At 45.1% G+C, this 17,388-nt stretch carries 16 protein-coding genes; 10 read left to right on the top strand and 6 right to left on the bottom strand.

From position 1 onward, the window contains the following. Positions 1-235 precede the first annotated feature (235 nt). The 7 genes from VIM88_RS05065 (at position 236) to VIM88_RS05035 (ending at position 7,326) form a co-directional block, all read left to right on the top strand. Positions 236-1,483: a P-loop NTPase fold protein gene (locus VIM88_RS05065; RefSeq protein WP_331861797.1), complete on the top strand. Its 1,248-nt coding sequence runs from the start codon at positions 236-238 to the stop codon at positions 1,481-1,483. Between the two features lie 191 nt (positions 1,484-1,674). After that, entirely contained in the window at positions 1,675-2,493 is an 819-nt protein-coding gene (locus tag VIM88_RS05060; protein ID WP_331861796.1) for a TIGR01777 family oxidoreductase, read from the top strand. Between the two features lie 78 nt (positions 2,494-2,571). Continuing rightward, entirely contained in the window at positions 2,572-3,513 is a 942-nt protein-coding gene (hemH, locus tag VIM88_RS05055) for a ferrochelatase (RefSeq protein ID WP_331861795.1), read from the top strand. Beyond that, the gene (locus VIM88_RS05050; protein ID WP_331861794.1) at positions 3,510-4,937 is read left to right on the top strand and encodes a phytoene desaturase family protein; all 1,428 of its coding nucleotides are present in this window, start codon (positions 3,510-3,512) and stop codon (positions 4,935-4,937) included. Before hemH ends, VIM88_RS05050 begins: the two co-directional genes overlap by 4 nt. Continuing rightward, positions 4,930-5,937, top strand: coding sequence for a sensor histidine kinase (locus VIM88_RS05045; RefSeq protein WP_331861793.1), 1,008 nt, complete (start codon positions 4,930-4,932; stop codon positions 5,935-5,937). Before VIM88_RS05050 ends, VIM88_RS05045 begins: the two co-directional genes overlap by 8 nt. Then, positions 5,918-6,616 (top strand): LytTR family DNA-binding domain-containing protein, encoded by a 699-nt coding sequence (locus VIM88_RS05040; RefSeq protein ID WP_331861792.1) that lies wholly within the window; start codon positions 5,918-5,920, stop codon positions 6,614-6,616. The genes VIM88_RS05045 and VIM88_RS05040 overlap by 20 nt, the downstream gene beginning before the upstream one ends. A gap of 125 nt (positions 6,617-6,741) precedes the next feature. Next, positions 6,742-7,326 carry a hypothetical protein gene (locus tag VIM88_RS05035; RefSeq protein WP_331861791.1) on the top strand — a complete coding sequence of 195 codons (585 nt, stop codon included), beginning with the start codon at positions 6,742-6,744 and terminating at the stop codon, positions 7,324-7,326. A gap of 47 nt (positions 7,327-7,373) precedes the next feature. On the opposite strand, the gene VIM88_RS05030 is transcribed toward VIM88_RS05035, so the two are convergent. The 4 genes from VIM88_RS05030 to VIM88_RS05015 form a co-directional block, all read right to left on the bottom strand. After that, a complete protein-coding gene (locus VIM88_RS05030; protein WP_331861790.1) occupies positions 7,374-7,781 on the bottom strand; it encodes a PGPGW domain-containing protein in 408 nt (135 codons plus the stop codon). Positions 7,782-7,810: 29 nt separating this feature from the next. Then, positions 7,811-8,806 carry a dihydroorotate dehydrogenase-like protein gene (locus VIM88_RS05025; protein WP_331861789.1) on the bottom strand — a complete coding sequence of 332 codons (996 nt, stop codon included), beginning with the start codon at positions 8,804-8,806 and terminating at the stop codon, positions 7,811-7,813. Positions 8,807-8,808: 2 nt separating this feature from the next. Beyond that, positions 8,809-12,387, bottom strand: a complete 3,579-nt coding sequence (gene nifJ, locus VIM88_RS05020; RefSeq protein WP_331861788.1) for a pyruvate:ferredoxin (flavodoxin) oxidoreductase — start codon at positions 12,385-12,387, stop codon at positions 8,809-8,811. Positions 12,388-12,654: 267 nt separating this feature from the next. After that, positions 12,655-13,086 carry a hemerythrin family protein gene (locus VIM88_RS05015; RefSeq protein WP_331861787.1) on the bottom strand — a complete coding sequence of 144 codons (432 nt, stop codon included), beginning with the start codon at positions 13,084-13,086 and terminating at the stop codon, positions 12,655-12,657. 215 nt (positions 13,087-13,301) lie between these two features. Here VIM88_RS05015 and VIM88_RS05010 point away from each other — a divergent pair, with 215 nt between their 5' ends. From VIM88_RS05010 to VIM88_RS05000, 3 genes are all read left to right on the top strand, one after another. Further along, positions 13,302-13,928, top strand: a complete 627-nt coding sequence (locus VIM88_RS05010; RefSeq protein ID WP_331861786.1) for a Crp/Fnr family transcriptional regulator — start codon at positions 13,302-13,304, stop codon at positions 13,926-13,928. Between the two features lie 204 nt (positions 13,929-14,132). Next, positions 14,133-14,921: a hypothetical protein gene (locus tag VIM88_RS05005; RefSeq protein WP_331861785.1), complete on the top strand. Its 789-nt coding sequence runs from the start codon at positions 14,133-14,135 to the stop codon at positions 14,919-14,921. 44 nt (positions 14,922-14,965) lie between these two features. Next, on the top strand, positions 14,966-15,568 hold the full coding sequence (locus VIM88_RS05000; RefSeq protein WP_331861784.1) for a hypothetical protein: 603 nt from the start codon (positions 14,966-14,968) through the stop codon (positions 15,566-15,568). Between the two features lie 51 nt (positions 15,569-15,619). Here the strand turns inward: VIM88_RS05000 and VIM88_RS04995 are convergent, their stop codons facing one another. Continuing rightward, positions 15,620-16,696, bottom strand: coding sequence for a hemolysin family protein (locus tag VIM88_RS04995; protein WP_331861783.1), 1,077 nt, complete (start codon positions 16,694-16,696; stop codon positions 15,620-15,622). Positions 16,697-16,856: 160 nt separating this feature from the next. Continuing rightward, positions 16,857-17,300 carry a transglycosylase SLT domain-containing protein gene (locus VIM88_RS04990; RefSeq protein WP_331861798.1) on the bottom strand — a complete coding sequence of 148 codons (444 nt, stop codon included), beginning with the start codon at positions 17,298-17,300 and terminating at the stop codon, positions 16,857-16,859. Positions 17,301-17,388 lie beyond the last annotated feature (88 nt).

Here is a 17,388-nt window from a genome sequence, read left to right as displayed (position 1 = left end):
CACAGGCTCACTATTTTACAGCGGCTTCAACGAGATAATCAATCTACATCAACCGACTCTTACAGTTTTATTATACTGCACTCTTGAGTGGTGATTTGATTATACAAACGAGGCAAAATAGCATGAAATAGCTTATTTTTTTATGTTTTTTAAAGGTGGAAACTCCCACCGTCTCGATGGGAATACGAAAAGATAAATTTTTGAGTAAGAGAAATTAAGAATAATAAGGATAGATATGTCAAGTTCTAAAGAATTAAGAGATTATCTCATCAATACAGAAGATGGGTTCTTATTGAATTCTGATAATAACGGGAAAACAATTATGTTATCTGGCGCTTGGGGTGCAGGAAAGACACATTTTTGGCAGAATGAGATAGAGACTATATTATCTGATAAATTGGCAAAAGATAGTAAAGCTTGTGTTTATGTCAGTTTATATGGGAAAGAATCTATCTCTGAAATAAAATATGATATTTTTAAAGAAGCTTATAACAGTTTAGTTGCTGAAGATACTATTAGTAAAAGTGCATCATTTATTAGTTCCCTTGCTCCAAGTTTTGGAGAAAAATCGTTAGTAGATGGTTTTGAAAAATTAAATCAAAAATCTAAAGATAAAAAATCCGTAGAAATATTAAAAGATGGTAGTGTAATCTGTTTAGATGATTTTGAACGAAAATCTAAAAAAATTGACTTAAATGATTTATTTGGCTTAATCTCTCATTTAGCATTGTCATTAGATTGTAAGGTAGTGATTATCTTGAATAGTGATGTGTTTAAAGAAGATGAAGCTAATGTATTTAAGAATGTAAAAGAAAAAACGGTTAATAAATTCTTTTATTTTGAACCAACTATAGAAGAATTATTTTATTCTATAGTTGTTGATGTAAAATATAATAATTTAAAAAGCTACTTAGAAGATATTTTAAATGTAATTAAAGAAACAGAAGAGTTGAATGCTCGAATTTATATACAGGTTTTGGATAATTGCTTAGAGTGGATTAATAAGGGATATAGTAGTGATGCATTAAGACCTTTAGTCTTGAGTACAGTTTGTTTTATTCAAAATCATTTTATTTTAAATTATTCGCATCGTAATAGTGTTGATGATTCACAATCACATTCCATAGTATATGATTTAGTAGATAATTATCCTGATGCTATTTTGGCTTATATCAAAAGGACTAGTGGTGTTAACTATGGTAATGAAACAGAGTTTTTTGATTATCATGAAAATAGTACAGTGATAGAATTTATAGATCGAATAAAAAAATATGTTGGACAAAAAAACAGTAAAGGCGAATTTGTATATTCTGAGAGTAGACAAAATGAATATTCAAAGTGGATTGATAACCATATAAGTGAGCTTCAAGCTTTATATAAATATGGTTATCAATTACATTTTTTAGATGATGTAGGAAATGATATATATAATAAAATAACCTATTTCATAAAAAGCGGAATATTAGAAAAAGTTAAGATGTAATACAAAAAAATATTTTGTCAATTCACTAGAATTCACTAAAATTAACACTTCCTCGTTCCATATCTCCCGATGGGAACGCATACACCACTTCAAACAACTATAAAACTCAAAATAGCTACAATTATAGCAGATCGTGTGTGATTACACAGGAAGTCCATACTCGCATACTATAGTAAGCAAAAAGGGATAGGATGAAAGTAGCACTTACAGGAGCCAGCGGGTTTGTAGGCACAGCGTTACAGGAACACTTTAAGGAGTGTGTCATCATTGACAGAAATGATGATGTTTCCAGGATCGTCGAAAAGCTGGAAGGTGTCGATGTCGTCATCAATCTTGCCGGTGCCCCCATCATCAAACGCTGGAGCGATCCCTATAAAAAAATACTTCTCAAAAGCCGTATAGAGAGTACAGAACGCCTCGTAGCGGCAGTCAATCAAAGCAATGTTTCTCACTTTATCTCTACGTCGGCCATCGGCATCTATCCCGATAACAAAAAATGTGATGAGACCTGTACAGAGGTGGCAGATGATTTTTTAGGAGAGCTTGCCCATAAGTGGGAAGAAGAAGCGCGTTTGTGCGAGAAGCCGACCACCATACTGCGCTTTGGCGTGATACTCGGAAAAGAGGGCGGTGCGCTGGCACAGATGCTAACACCATTCAAACTGGGCGTGGGCGGCATCATCGGTAACGGGAAGATGATGACAAGCTGGATAGACATGGAAGACCTGATGCGTATCTATCACTTTGTGATCGATAAAAAACTGACGGGTGTCTTCAATGCCGTTTCACCCAATCCCGTGACCAACTATGTGTTTACTAAAACGCTGGGAAAAGTACTGCATCGTCCCACCATTCTTCCCATCCCTGAATTCGCATTGCGCATCATGTATGGGGAAGCCAGTTCCGTGCTGACAGGTTCAAAAGAGATCTACCCTTCTGCACTGCAGGAAAAAGGGTTCGTATTTGAATATACCGACATAGAAGCATCCCTTAAGCACCAGCTGAGCTAGTTTTCATGACCAATTGACATTATTTCGCTACCAATAGCAGCACTTTCTTTATAGAATAACAAAAAAAGTGAGGCAACTATGAAGCGAGCTATTTTACTGATGAACATGGGCGGTCCGAACAATCTGGATGAGGTAGAAGTCTTTTTGAACAATATGTTCAATGACAAGCATATCATCTCTGCACCAAAGCCCCTGCGTATGCTGATAGCAAAACTCATTACCTGGAAGAGAAAAGGGGAAGCGAAAAGCAATTACGCCGCTTTAGGAGGAAGATCACCCTTGGTCGACTATACGAAAAAACTCATTTCAAAACTCGAAACAGGCATAGACGCTACGGTACATATGGCTATGCGTTATACGCCTCCCTATTCAAGTGACACGCTTCAAGGGCTCAAAGATGTCGATGAGATCTATGCGATCCCTCTCTATCCGCATTATTCGAGTACTACGACACTTTCAAGTATAGAAGACCTGGAAGAGAGCATCAGAAAGCAGGGTATCAAGGCAAAAGTAAAAACACTTGAGAGCTATTATCAGCATCCAGACTACATAGCTGCGACGGTAGAGCGCATTAGGGAAACTTTGGGAACAGATAATGCTGAAGAGTTTGAACTGGTCTTTTCGGCACACGGCTTACCGCAGAAGATCATAGACAGAGGAGATGCGTACCAGCGTCATATCAAATACAATGTCTATCATGCAAGAAAGGCATTGCTGCAGGCAGGGCTGAACTTTCACAAGACCCATCTCGCCTATCAGTCACGCCTGGGACCGTTGGAGTGGATACGTCCGTATCTGGATGACAAGCTCAAGAGTCTGAAGAAAAAAAAGGTCATTATCTATCCGATCGCGTTCACCATTGACAACTCTGAGACAGAATTCGAACTGGAGGTAGAGTACAGAGAGATCGCCGAGGAGTTGGGGTTTGAGGAGTACCGCGTCTCAAAGGCCCCTAATGACCATCCCTCCTTCGTGAAGTGCATCGCCAATATGTATGAAAGTATGAAAGAGACAGCATGATCGAATATGCAGTAGTGGGTTCCGGTATCGGCGGCAGCAGCATTGCGGCGTATCTGGATGCCAAAGGGTATGAGACCGTCCTGTTCGAGAAAGAGCCGTATCTTGGCGGGTGCAGTTCTACGTTTGTACACAGAGGCTACGCCTACAATACCGGTGCCACAACGCTTGCAGGGTATCAGGAGGGGCACATTGTAAAGTCACACTTTGATGAGTTCGGCTTTACCCCGGATGTTATCAGAACGGATCCCTCTATCATCATCATACAGAATGGGAAGACCACACCGCGTTTTTCTGATCTGGAGAGATTTTTAGAGGCTTTGGAAGAGAATTACCCCCATCCTAAAAACAGGGAATTCTGGACACTGGTACACGACCTGGGCCGAAAGTTTTATGAGCTGCATGGTCATTACTACAGTAACAGAAGTGTGTGGCATAAGATACTTTCACTTACAAGTTTTTTCCCGCTGCTGGTAAAATTTCAGCGTTACTTACGGACCAATGCCTATGATTTCATCCAAGATTTTTACGGAGACATGTCAGAAGAGTATCTTCAGTTTTTGGAGGCACAGATACTGATAGTGTCCCAGGCGCATTCACGTGATATAAACTTCTTCACCGCGGCACTCTCTTTGGGGTATACATTTAACGAAACACACTATGTACCTGGCGGATTCGGAGCCATCTTTGATGCTATGACCGCAAAGATGAAAGATGTAAGGCGAAACACAGAGGTACTGAAGATCGAACGCCATTCGGACCACTTTACGCTTTATACAAAAAAGGAAACCGTAAAGGCCAAAAAGGTGATACTCAACTCTACCGTGTATGACAGCGGAAAACTTTTTGCTCAGGCTGATACGAAGGTCAAACGGTACTATAAAAAATACGAAACGCTCAACAATCACCAAAGCTCTTTTATGCTCTATATGACCGTTAAAAGCAGGAAGAAGTATGCACATCACTACCAGCTCATTCAGAATGAGACCTATCTTCACAGTCTCTCCAATGCCGTGTTCGTCTCCTTTTCGGATATCAAAGATGATCAGCTCAGCGAAAAGGGATATTACAGTATCACTGCATCGATACATACAGACAGCAGATGGTGGGAAGACAAAAGTACCTACAAAGTGAAAAAAGAGGAACTAAAGAACCAAATGATAAAGTCCATCTGTGATATACTTGATATCAATGAAGAGGAAATAGTGCATCAGTTTGCAGCCACACCAAAAAGCTTCAAACGCTATATCAACCGTTCACAACTTGGAGGCAATGCCATCACTATGAAAAATTTCCTGCCAAAACTGCCTTCGAACGATACTACGATAGAGGGTCTGTATCATGTCGGTGATACGGTCTATGCCGCGCAGGGGTGGCCCGGAGTGATGCTTGGGGTGGACAATCTGAAAAGGCTGCTTGATGTATGATATCGCTTTGCGTATCAAGCCTTTTGACTGGCTCTACATCCTGCTCATCGGTGTTGTTTTTGCCACGCTCCTCTCTTCTTTGGGGTATGTGCTTTTGGGCCGTGAGTGGTTACAGGGTGCATATTTCGGTGCGATGCTCGGTTTTTCCATTACACTTTTTTCGCTGGTCTTTATTACCTATATGAACCACACGATCCTTCCAAAGATCTCAAAAATATTCTGGCTTCCCTTAGCCGTATTTTTCTCATTTCTTTCTGGATTTTTGGGTACTTTGCTGAGTACCGCTGTAGCAGAACTCCTGCAGGTAGATCTGATCCCTCTCTTTCACACTCATCATATGCATATTGCGATCGCTGTAGGTCTTCTGACCTATATCGTGGGCGCGCTGCTCTACCGTTTTGTCAAGATGCGCAATGAAAAAGAAGAGGTCGATCACCACTATGTGCAAAGCCGCCTCAGGTCACTCGAAACACAGCTCAATCCGCATTTCCTGTTCAATGCCCTGAACTCCATCGCCGAACTCATCCACCAGGACCAGGACAAGGCGGAAGCTGCCATCCTGAAGGTCTCGACATTCCTGCGCAATACGATGGATGAAAAGGCACTGATACCGCTCAGCGACGAACTTAGAAACGTGCGGGATTATGTAGAGTTGGAAAATATACGTTTTTCAGGCATGATACAGTTACATATAGAGGAACCTCTGCCTAGGATAGAAGTACCTAAGTTTTCGATCCAGCTTCTTGTGGAAAACGCCATCAAACACGGTTTTATCGCAAAAAGAACACTGAACATCTCTTTAAGCTATGATCAGGCAGAAAACAGGCTGACAGTTCAAAATGACGGCAAACCCTTGAAAAGTACCACATTCGGTACAGGCCTTACGAACCTGGCCCAGCGTTTGAAACTTCTTTGCAAGGGTACCATCGAGATCACCAACAAAGAAAAACCCGCTTTTACACTTTATTTAGGAGATTGTGATGAAAATACTGATCGTTGACGATGAAGCCCTGGCCCTTTCAAGGCTTAAACGTATGCTCCATACACTGGGGTATGAAGAGATCGTAGAGGCTGACAATGCACAGAGTGCCATGGAAGCGGTAAAAGAGGCACATTTTGACCTTGTACTCCTTGATATCAATATGCCCGGGACAAGCGGCCTGGAGCTCGGCTATGAACTGCGTTACCAGCAGGAGGACCTGGCCATCATCTTCCAGACCGCCTATGAAGAGCATGCGCTTAAAGCGTTTGACATAGGCGCGGTAGGGTACCTGGTAAAACCTTTCAGTATGGAACAGTTAGAACAGAGCATACAGCGCGTGAAACGGGAAGCCAAGCAAGATAAAAACTTCCGTCTTCTTAGCAAGAACGGGGAGAACTACTATCTGTTGAAGCCCGAAGATATCTACTATGTCAAAGCCGACCTGAGCGAAGTGATGCTGCGCTCTGCCAAAGGCTTCTCCTACTATCCGGACAAGATATCCGACCTTGAGAGCAAACTGCTGGACCATGATTTTGTGCGTATACACCGCTCCTACCTGATCAACATCAACAAGATCAAAGAGATGGAAACGATAGAACAGAGCAAGCTGCGTTTTTCATTCCAGGATATTTCAGACCAGATAGAATCGAGTAAAGACGGGGCAAAGCTCTTTAGAAAGAAGTTTTCTGTCTCCTGACCCTGTCTGACCGGCTGATCTACACTATGCCGTGAGCTAAAGATCCATCATCCAACTATTGCGTTAACTATGTATAATATCGTCTGAGATGTTCAGTGAGAAAATTTGAAAGAGGAAGGGTACCCATGAATAACAAGATCAGAGAGATCATAGAAGAGATAGATGCCATGAAGCTGAAGCTTGCAGAAGAGATCGACAAGCAGGAGGGGCACATCTCCTATCAGATCAAAAACGGCTATGTGACATTCGAGCAGGAGGTTTTGGCCAAGCAAAGAGAGAACATGAAAAATCTTTTGACCTGGTTCAGGGAAGTGCCTCTTTTGCATCTGCTTAGCTCTCCTATCATCTATGCGATGATCCTCCCCGCTGTACTTTTGGACATCATACTCTTTGTATTTCAGCAAGTGATCTTCAGGATCTATAAATTTGAGCTGATCAAACGAAGCGACTATATGCATTTCGACCACCGCTATCTTGGCTATTTGAACCCGATCGAAAAGCTCAACTGCCTATACTGCTCCTACTTTAACGGGCTCATGCTCTATGCTTCAGCCGTTGCAGGAAGAACCGAACTTTTCTTCTGTCCTATCAAACATGCGAAGAAGGTCGTAGCGCAGCATCCGTATTATGAGGAGTTCTTGTCATACGGTGATGAAGAGGAGTATCAGAAGAAGCTGAAAGAGCTTCGCGAAAATGCTCTGAAGCAGTAATATTCTTATTTCCCAAAAGTAAAAACACTCTTTCCCCGGTGCTACAGCTATATCTCCAGGGGAGGTTGCTTTGCTTTCTTGCGTAACCGGTTGATAGATCTTAGCACAACCGGGTGTTTGATGATCCAGGTTTCAACCCTGTATTTGTAGGGGAAATCCATGATCAGCAGTCCTATCATCATGGTAACTATTCCCTGGCCCGGCAAGAACAGCAGGGTGAACCCTCCCAGCACAAGCATCACACCCAATACATTTTTCAGGAATACAAATAGATACCGTAGGATATTCGGCTGATCATCCCACAGATACTTTTGACGTTTTGGATGCGTAAAATAATCCGAGGGTATTTTGGTCACTATCCACGGGATAAGCAGCAGTGAGGTGATGAATACCAGGAACGATATGGCGGCCAGACCAAGCAATAGATTTTCATGGTCCTGAATAAAGTCTATCATCTGAGCTTTTCTATGTCTCTATGCTCTTGCTAACGGCGATACTGCTGCAGGGCATACATATAGGAGTTGCGCTCATAGGCATCCGGATTATCGGTATGGGCCAGAGAGATGCTTCCTTTCATCTGCGAGATGGAGTCGTATTCGTGTTCCTGCATCCATTGGGTGATCCCATTGAGTATCACGGCCGCCTCGGCTTCCCCTTTGGTCAGGAGGACCGAAGCCAGTGCCACTGCATCCGCGCCGCTCATCACGGCTTTGAGGACATCCTCGGCAGTGTGGATCCCCGTCCCCGCACAGAGAGAACAGAAAAGTTTTTTATAGAGGATCGCGCACCACCGCAAGGTCTCACTCACGTTGGCAGAGCTGGTGATGTTGGCACGCTGCAAAGGGGTGAGGAGTTCAAGGTCCACATCGACACGTGCGGGGTTGTCAAAAATGGTCAGACCGTTTGCCCCGGCCTCGACAAAACGTTTGGCCATATTGGCAGGGCTTGAAAAATAGGCGTTCATTTTGACATTGAGGGGGATGGAAATATGTTTTTTTACCTGCGCTATGGTATTGACATACATCTGCTCCACCGTATGTCCCTCCATATCGATGGAGGTGGGGATGTAGGTGATGTTAAGCTCCAGAGCGTCCGCACCGGCCTCCTGCAGTTTTTGGGCGTATTTGACCCATCCGCCTGCCGAGACACCGTTGAGACTGGCGATGAGCGGTATCTCTATCGCCTCTTTGGTCCTTTGGATCTCTTCAAGGTACTGTTCGGAGTGGAGATTGTCAAAATCCACTTCACTGGGCAGATAGCTGGTCGCTTCCGCATTGGCATTGCTGTGAAGTTGCAGAAAGTGGTCGATCTGGTGGATCTCGTGGTTGATCTCCTCTTCGAAGAGCGAATGCATGATCACCGCGGCTATGCCGTGCTCCTCGAGTCTCTTTATGCTGTCAAGCGATGCCGTCAAAGGCGAAGCACTGGCGATCAGGGGATTTTTCAATGCGAGTCCCAAATGCGTCGTAGTCAGTTCCATGGTCAGACCTCCTTCTGTGTCGGCTGATAATATTCATGCAGGTTTTGATACCGTTTGTAGAGAGACTGGGCCGTGTGCGCCGCGGTTTTCAGGTAGGACCCTGCAGAAGCGGCATTCATCTTCTCGGCCATTTTGAACCGGGTCTCACGGTACATAAAATCCTTGACATCTATTTTGGGACCTTTGTAGTCAAGTGTCATCGGATTTTCTCCCTCTTTGATCCTGTCCGGGTTAAAGCGGAAGATCGGCCATAGACCGCTGTCAACAGCACGTTTCTGCTGGTCAAAACCGTATTTCAGATCATAGCCGTGGGCCACACAGTGCGAATAGGCGATGATGATCGATGGACCGTCATAGCGTTCCGCTTCCACAAAGGCTTTGACCGTGGCTTTGTCGTTCGCACCCAATGCGACCTTTGCGACATAGACATTTTCGTAATTGATGGCCATGGCAGCGAGATCTTTTGGCACGCCTGCTTTTCCGTCAGCAGCGAACTTCGCCACGGCACCGGTCAAGGTGGCCTTGGACTGCTGGCCGCCGGTATTGGAGTAGACTTGGGTATCGAGCACCAGGATGTTGACATTCTTTCCGCTGGCAAGCACATGGTCGAGCCCGCCATAGCCGATATCATAGGCCCAGCCATCCCCGCCGATGATCCAGACGGATTTCTTGACAAGGTAATCTGTTATTTTCAACAGCTCTTTTGCTGCGCTGCTTTCAAGGCTGGCGAGGGCAGATCTGAGCAGTTCAACCCGCTCTCTCTGTTCGTTGATCTCAGTTTCAGTGTTCTGGGGAGCATTCAGTATGGCTTCTACCAGGGTCTTGTCAAGGGTCTCCTTCAGACCTTTTTGCAGACCTTCCAGCAGGCTGCGGGCATGGTCCCTGCGGCTATCGATAGAGAGGCGGAACCCAAGCCCGAATTCCGCATTGTCCTCAAAGAGCGAATTGGACCATGCCGGTCCGCGTCCCGCATCATTTTTTCTCCATGGCGTGGTAGGAAGGTTCCCTCCGTAGATGGAACTGCATCCTGTGGCGTTGGCGACGACCATCCTGTCACCGAAAAGCTGTGTAGCAAGTTTGATATAGGGGGTCTCGCCACATCCCGCACAGGCACCGCTGAACTCAAAGAGCGGTTCAAGGAACTGTGACTCTTTCAGGTCATCATGGTCAAGTTTCGAACGCTCTATCTTCGGCAGCGAAGTAAAGTATTCCCACTGCGCGATCTTCTGCTCTTTGATGTCCGAAAGCGGCGTCATATTGATCGCTTTGAGGTTGGTCTGAGATTTGTTTTTGGCAGGGCATACTTCCGTGCATAGCGAACAGCCCGTACAGTCCTCGACCGCTACGGAGATATTGAAACGATCGTTCTCACCGAATTTCTTCCCTTTGGCAATTTTGGAGACAAACCCTTCAGGCGCCTCATCCATAAAGGAGACATCAAAAACATTCGAGCGTATGACAGAGTGGGGGCAGGCAGAGACACATTTGTTGCACTGGATACAGGTGTCAGGGTCCCAGACAGGCACTTCATGGGCGATGTTCCGCTTTTCGTACTGTGTGGTCCCTGTCGGCCAGGTCCCGTCATCAGGGATCTGCGATACCGAAAGTGCGTCTCCCTTGTACACGGTCATTTTGCCGATCACTTCGGAAATGAACGGGGTCAGTACCCCCTTGAGCGCCGGCTGAAGCTCCCGGGTACTTTCCGCTTTGCCAGGGACAGCAACTTCATGGAGATGCTCCAGCGTGTTGTCGACAGCCGCAAAGTTCATCTCCACGATCACATCCCCTTTCTTCCCGTAGGTTTTCTGGATCGATTTTTTTATTTTATCAATGGCTTCCTCTCTGGGAAGGATACCGCTGATGGCAAAGAAGCAGGTCTGCATGATGGTATTGATCCGTGATCCCATATTGCTGGCTTTTGCTACGCTGTAGGCATCAATGACATAAAACTTCAGCCCTTTAGAGATGATATGCTCCTGGGTTGCGCGGGGCAGATGCTGCCATACTTCCTCTTTGCTATGCGGCGTGTTTAGCAGAAAAACGGCACCGGGTTTGGCCCTCTCAAGCAGGTCGAGTTTTTCAAGGAAAACAGCCTGGTGCACGGCGATAAAATCGGCTTCCTGTATCAGGTAACTCGACCGTATGGGATCGGGACCGAAACGCAGATGGGAGGTGGTCATGGAACCCGATTTTTTGGAGTCATAGACAAAATACCCCTGTGCATAATACTCTGTCTCTTCTCCTATGATCTTGATCGTGTTCTTGTTCGCCCCTACGGTGCCGTCCGAACCGAGTCCATAGAACAGCGCCTGGAACTGCCCGGGGTTTTTCAGGATGAACTCCTGATCATACTCCAGCGATGTATGGGTGACATCATCGTCGATACCGATGGTGAAGTGGTTTTTAGGAGAGGCTTTGGAAAGTTCCTGGTAGATGGCAAGGATCATGGCGGGAGTGAACTCTTTGGAGGAGAGACCGTAGCGTCCCCCTATGACGGTCGGCAGCTCAAAAGGGAGTGCCGCACGCTGTTCAAAGAGTGCGGAAACGACATCATGGTACAAGGGTTCACCGAGGCTTCCTGATTCTTTCGTACGGTCGAGCACCGCGATCGAGCGTACCGATCTCGGCAGTGCCTCGATGAATGCTTCGATGGCAAAAGGGAGTGCCAACCGCACCTTTATCAAGCCCACTTTTCCGCCCTGAGCGTTCAGGTAGTGGACAGTCTCTTCTACGGCCTGGGTGCCTGACCCCATCAGTACGATAACCCTCTGGGCATCTTCGGCACCGACATACTCAAAAAGCCGGTATGCTCTTCCTGTCAATTCGCCAAAGGCATCCATCTGCTCCTGCAGGATCTTCGGCAGTGCCAGATAATACTTGTTGACACTTTCGCGTCCCTGAAAATAGACATCGGGGTTCTGTGAGGTACCTCGAAGCACAGGTTTATCCGGAGTGAGTCCCCGTTTACGGTGTGCCTCGACCAGATCAGGATTGATCATGGCTTTGAGTACGTCATCAGAGAGTTTTTCGATCCGGCTGACCTCATGGGAGGTGCGAAATCCGTCAAAAAAATGTAAAAAGGGAATGCGTCCCTGTAAAGTGGCCGCCTGGGCGATCAGCGCAAAATCATGTGCTTCCTGTACAGAACCCGAGGCGAGCAGGGCAAATCCGGTCTGTCTGACTCCCATCACATCCTGATGGTCCCCGAAGATGGAAAGTCCCTGTGCGGCAAGGGAGCGGGAGGCAACGTGAAAAACCGTAGAGGTGAGCTCACCGGCGATCTTGTACATGTTGGGTATCATCAGCAGCAGTCCCTGGGAAGCGGTAAAGGTAGTGGTCAGCGCGCCTGCCTGCAGTGCACCGTGCACGGCGCCGCTGGCACCTCCTTCGCTTTGCATCTCATAGACCTCAGGCACGGTACCGAAAATGTTCTTCTGTCCTTTTGCACTGTAAATATCGGAGAACTCACCCATGGGAGAGGAGGGGGTGATAGGGTAGATGGCAATGACCTCGTTGAGGTTGTGTGCCACCATCGCAACGGCTTCATTCCCATCAACGGTCATCGTTGAATGCTCTGTCATGATCATACTCCTTTAGTTGTCGGTAAAAAAGTTCATATACTCTATTGTCTGTTAAGTGATCACAAGATGAACGCAGTACCTTCCAGCTGCAACGCTGACTTGTATCGGCCATTTTTATATTGTAGCATGTATCCCTAAAATATCTGTGGAAAATGATGGTCAGGATTTAATGATCGAGGTCATCCGTTGGACCTCCTCAGAGGTGGAAGAGCAAAGGCACTACACAGTGGAGGGGAGAGGTTCTCTTGATGCCTTTTGGTCTATATTCTATGCGTCACTGTTTTCCATTTTTCTCGCAAGGAAATCTGCTGTCGGTGCATCTACCGAATTGACGTGCATAGCGATCCATTCAGGTGTTTTGCCTATAAAGTGAATGATCTTCTTGATATCTCCGAACTCTTTCCACTGCCTTGTGGCCTGCTGAAGGTCCATCAGGAACATATCATGGGCCATTTTATGCATCTCATAAGCGGGAAATTTATAGGTTCGCATCAAGCGCTCTTCATTGGCGAAGTGCGCTTTCACATGGTCGATATACTCATCCAGTTTCTTTTCCAGCTCGGCGAGTTCAACTGTGCCTCTTTGGTACCCCAGGGCAAGCTTATCGATCTCATTGATGATGTTGATTTCATCCTCATGTGTCTTCTGCATCTCTTCAACACTCATATACTCCAGCTGTTCCGCATAAATAATTGCCATAACGACTCCTTTTTCTCAATTATAGTATAGAAGTGTAAAAAAGTATATTGATATAAGTCAATACGTCCTGCTTTTGCGCTTTATCTCCCCAAGACTGAAACTGTGACAGGAGAGGAGAATGGAGTTATGATATAATTCATTTATCTATCGGTCATACATAACCCTGAGCGATCTCAAAGTCTCTTTATCAAACCTAAACAAATTCAAGGTGCCTTATGCAAAAACAGACTATTCTAGATATTCTTAAGCAGATCAAGTTGTTTGCTACACTGGATGACAAAGAACTCGGTGAACTTGCAGGGGTCGCACACATCTCTGATTATCCTAAAGATTCGCTCGTTTTTACACAGGGAGAGATGAGCCAGAACCTGATGATATTGATCGACGGGGTAGTGAGCATCTACAAGCATGACAGCAAGGGGAACGAGGTCGTGATCGGATACTTCAACCGGTATGCACTGCTTGCAGAGGCAGCTACACTGAGAAAGACCCCACTGCCATCATCAGCGAGGTTCCAGACAGATGGCTCCATTCTGAAAATTCCGCTTGATGATTTTGAAAGTTTTCTTCTCAGTCATCCCGGACTTGCTTATCAGATCATCCACTCCCTGCTTGAAAAGATCGAGCTTCTCCAGCAAAATATACATTTCAACCTTGCCGCAACTTCAAAAGAAAAAGTATTGAATTTTTACCAGAAAAACCCTAAGCTGGCTTTGGACCTCAAACAATATGAGATAGCTTCCATACTGGGTATGACCGCTGAAACGCTCTCTCGCAATATCGCCAAACTGCTGAAAGAAGAAAAACTGGTACAAACCGCAGCCGGGTATAAAGTAGTTTAATGTGTGTATCTTGACATATATCAATACACTTTTTCTGTTTTTCATTTAAGATACAATCAAAAAGGATATGACATGCCGATACTTACTATCGATCAGGTTCCTCAGAGAGTCCGTTGATTGGATCGTCAATCATATCAACACGATGGATAATATGACAGCGATGTATATTTCACAACAAATGGATCAAGAAAAAAAGGAGAACAAATGATAAAAAGAACGGTTTTGGCAGCAGCCATGATAGGGATCGGTGCATTGCACGCGGGTGAAGTTGATCTGGTAAAGTCAAAATGTGCCGCATGCCATATGCTTGAAAGACCAACGGCTGACATGATACCTGAGCTGAAAGCACCGCCTATGGAGGCTGTGATGTATCATACGAAGCTGGTGATGAACGACAAAGAGAAAATGAAAGCATTTATTGCCGATTATGTGCTGAATCCAGCAGCCGAAAAATCTGTGTGCGAATCGAACAAGGTACAGCAGTACGGTGTGATGCCTTCGCTGAAAGGCAGTATTACCGAGGAAGAGCTCTCCAAGATCTCGGATCATCTGATCGAGAACTATCCTTCCGAAGAATTTGTTGATATGATCAATGAAATTCAGAAAAATGACAAAATGAATGCGCTGCTGAACTCCCCGTTCCTGATCAACAAGGAAGCCTTGCCGCATATGACAAAGCTTCTTATCAAACATTGGGACAAACAGGCTCTGGGGCTCAGCGACGAGCAGAAAAAGAAACTTCTTGTGATCCGAAAAAATACGATCGGAGAGGTGCAAAAGGCAAAGCGAAAGATCGATACCCTGGAGACAGAGATCATGGAAGCCTTGTTCATGGATGAGGAATCCCCGAAAGATCTCGAGACTAAAATAGATGAAGTGGCCAAACTGAAAGCGGCGGTGACCAAAGTGCACATCCAATGCATTGTGGATACACTTGAGATACTGGATGACGATCAAATAGATTTTTTACTGCCTTTCTGGGAATATAAATAGTTATACACGGATCCTATGATCCAGAGAAAAGGAGGATGATGCAGATGCAATACCCGTTATTTTTTGATGAAGTTGACCCCATTCTGCTCTATGATCCGCTGAGCGATCTTTTAGGTGCCCTGGAAGAGGGTAAAGTGGAGATCAGTTATTTGGATTGTGTGAAACAGGCAGGCCACTCCTGTCCCACGGTGGCAGGAGCCTATCTTATGACAATGGTCGGATTACATATCCTCTACGGTTCTGAGCTGCCGCAGCGCGGTAACATCTTTGTCGGGATAAAAGGGAAGAAGACAGAGGGAACAACAGGTGTGACAGGCAATATCATCTCCTTTATCGTGGGAGCAGGCGGTGAAGAGGGATTCAAGGGGATACAGGGAAAGTTTTCAAGGAACAACCTGATCGCTTACGAGCAGAACATGAGCGGAGAGGTCACTTTAAGAAGAATGGACAACGATCTCTCTGTTTCACTCAACTATGACCCTTCAGTGATCCCTGGAGACCGGAGATTGAAGCCTTTGATGGGAAAAGTATTGCAGGGAAAAGCATCCGATCAAGAGAAAAGTATGTTCAGAACGTTATGGCAGGAAAGGGTCAAAGAGATCTTACTCACCGAAGCCTTAAGAGACAGGATCATCCAGGTTTGCTAGATAAGCGGGTGGATCGTTCTTTCTCCCCCGTCCACCTGTCCTTGACACCCGCTACGTCAGCTTTGCTTTTTCAATCTTTTTTCTTTCGAGCTTCATTCGGTCTTGAAACTCTTTATTTTTATCCTTGGCAAAAACCTGCATATCTTCGACCTCATCCATCTCATCAACGATCTCAACACCCAAAAGCGTCTCTATCGCATCTTCGAGGGTAACGACACCTGCTGTCTGACCATAACTGTCATAGACTATGAAAAGATGCGTTTTCCGTTTTACAAACTGGTCGATCAGGTTTTGAACAGGAAGATTTTCAGAAACCATATGCACTTCATGTGAGATGCTCTCCAAAGTAATATGGTCATTGTCTTCATTGCTCTCTTCAAGGATCCGCTGATTAAAAACAATACCGACAATATCATCAAGCGTCTCTGAAAAAATCGGAATACGGGAGTGTATATACATTCGATCATCTTCTATGGCTTCTTCAATAGTGGTTGAAGCGGGCAATGCGAAAACAACGCTTCTCGGGGTCATGATATCTTTTGCTTTTATATTTTTAAGCTTCAAGAGGTTTTCGATCAGATCACTCTCTTTGGCACGGATGATTCCCTCTTTTTCACTCATCGCAACGACTGCCATGATCTCATCGCGAGAGAAATTACTCTGATGTTTTTTATTTTTTGAAATAAATCTTGTCAGGAACGAAGAGATCCACGTAAAAGGCGTTGTTATCACAACCATGAAGGAAATGATATGCGCCGCTGGGATCAAAAGCTTTTTCCAGTAGAGCGCACCGAGCGTTTTAGGCAGGATCTCTGAAAGATATAAGATCAAAAGGGTAATGACAAAAGCCACAACCGCCTGCCACTCTTCACCAAAAAGGATCTGTGCCTGCGCTCCCACACCCGCTGCACCCATAGTGTGTGCAAACGTATTGACGGTAAGGATGGAAGATATCGGTTTATCGATATTTGACTTCAGGTTTGTAAGCTTGTTTACGAGAGTTTCATCATGGTCTTTGGACAAACTCTGGATATAAGAGTTGGTACTTGAAAGCAGCACTGCCTCCAGCACGGAGCAAAGAAACGAGATAAAAATGGCGATTGAGAGGTAAACGATCAGCAGAGTCATAGAATTTCTCCTGCGTAAGAAGGGTAAAAGCTACGCGAGTCGGGGTCGCTTGTGGTCATTATAAATTTCCTTTAAGTTTTTTTTGAAGGTGATTATATCACAATTATACTGCTATTTGATTTCAGATGACATTTGAACTTCCAGTAAAGAGGCTTTCTTCTTAGGCAAGCTTCTCTTGCCAATACGCTTTCCATACCATCACGAGTCTTGAACGGTGTGTTTTTCTTAGTTTTTTGGGAAGGTTATATCGAAGATTTCTTTCCAGCTTTTTGGTAAGCTTCTTGTTCTTCATAATGGCATTAAAACCGCCTGCACCCTGCTGATGCGCCCCGTAGATGGTAAACGCACTGATCTTGATGCCGTTTCTTTTTAGTGCCCTGACATTGTCCTTGAGGATGGCTTTAAATATTCTGTCCTGATTTCGCGGCTGTTTCCATTCACGGTAAGGGATGTTCAGTTTTTTGGCATAGGCTCTGGCTGTTTTGGGCATGATCTGGTAGCGTCCGTAGGCACCGCTTTTTTTATTTCTAATATGATAGTCACCTGTGGTAGACTCTACTTTGATGAGTTTTTTAACGATAGTATCAAATGTTTGTTGATTTATTTCGGCATATTTTGCTATGTTGTTATAAGCAGCATCAGCCGTGGTAGTGCCCAGGAACAGTATGGTGAGCAGTGTAAATGTCGGTTGG

The organism is Sulfurovum sp. (assembly GCF_036568385.1).
Lineage (GTDB): Bacteria > Campylobacterota > Campylobacteria > Campylobacterales > Sulfurovaceae > Sulfurovum.
The sequence above is the reverse complement of the archived record's forward strand: the minus strand, read 5'-3'. Positions and strand labels throughout refer to the sequence as shown.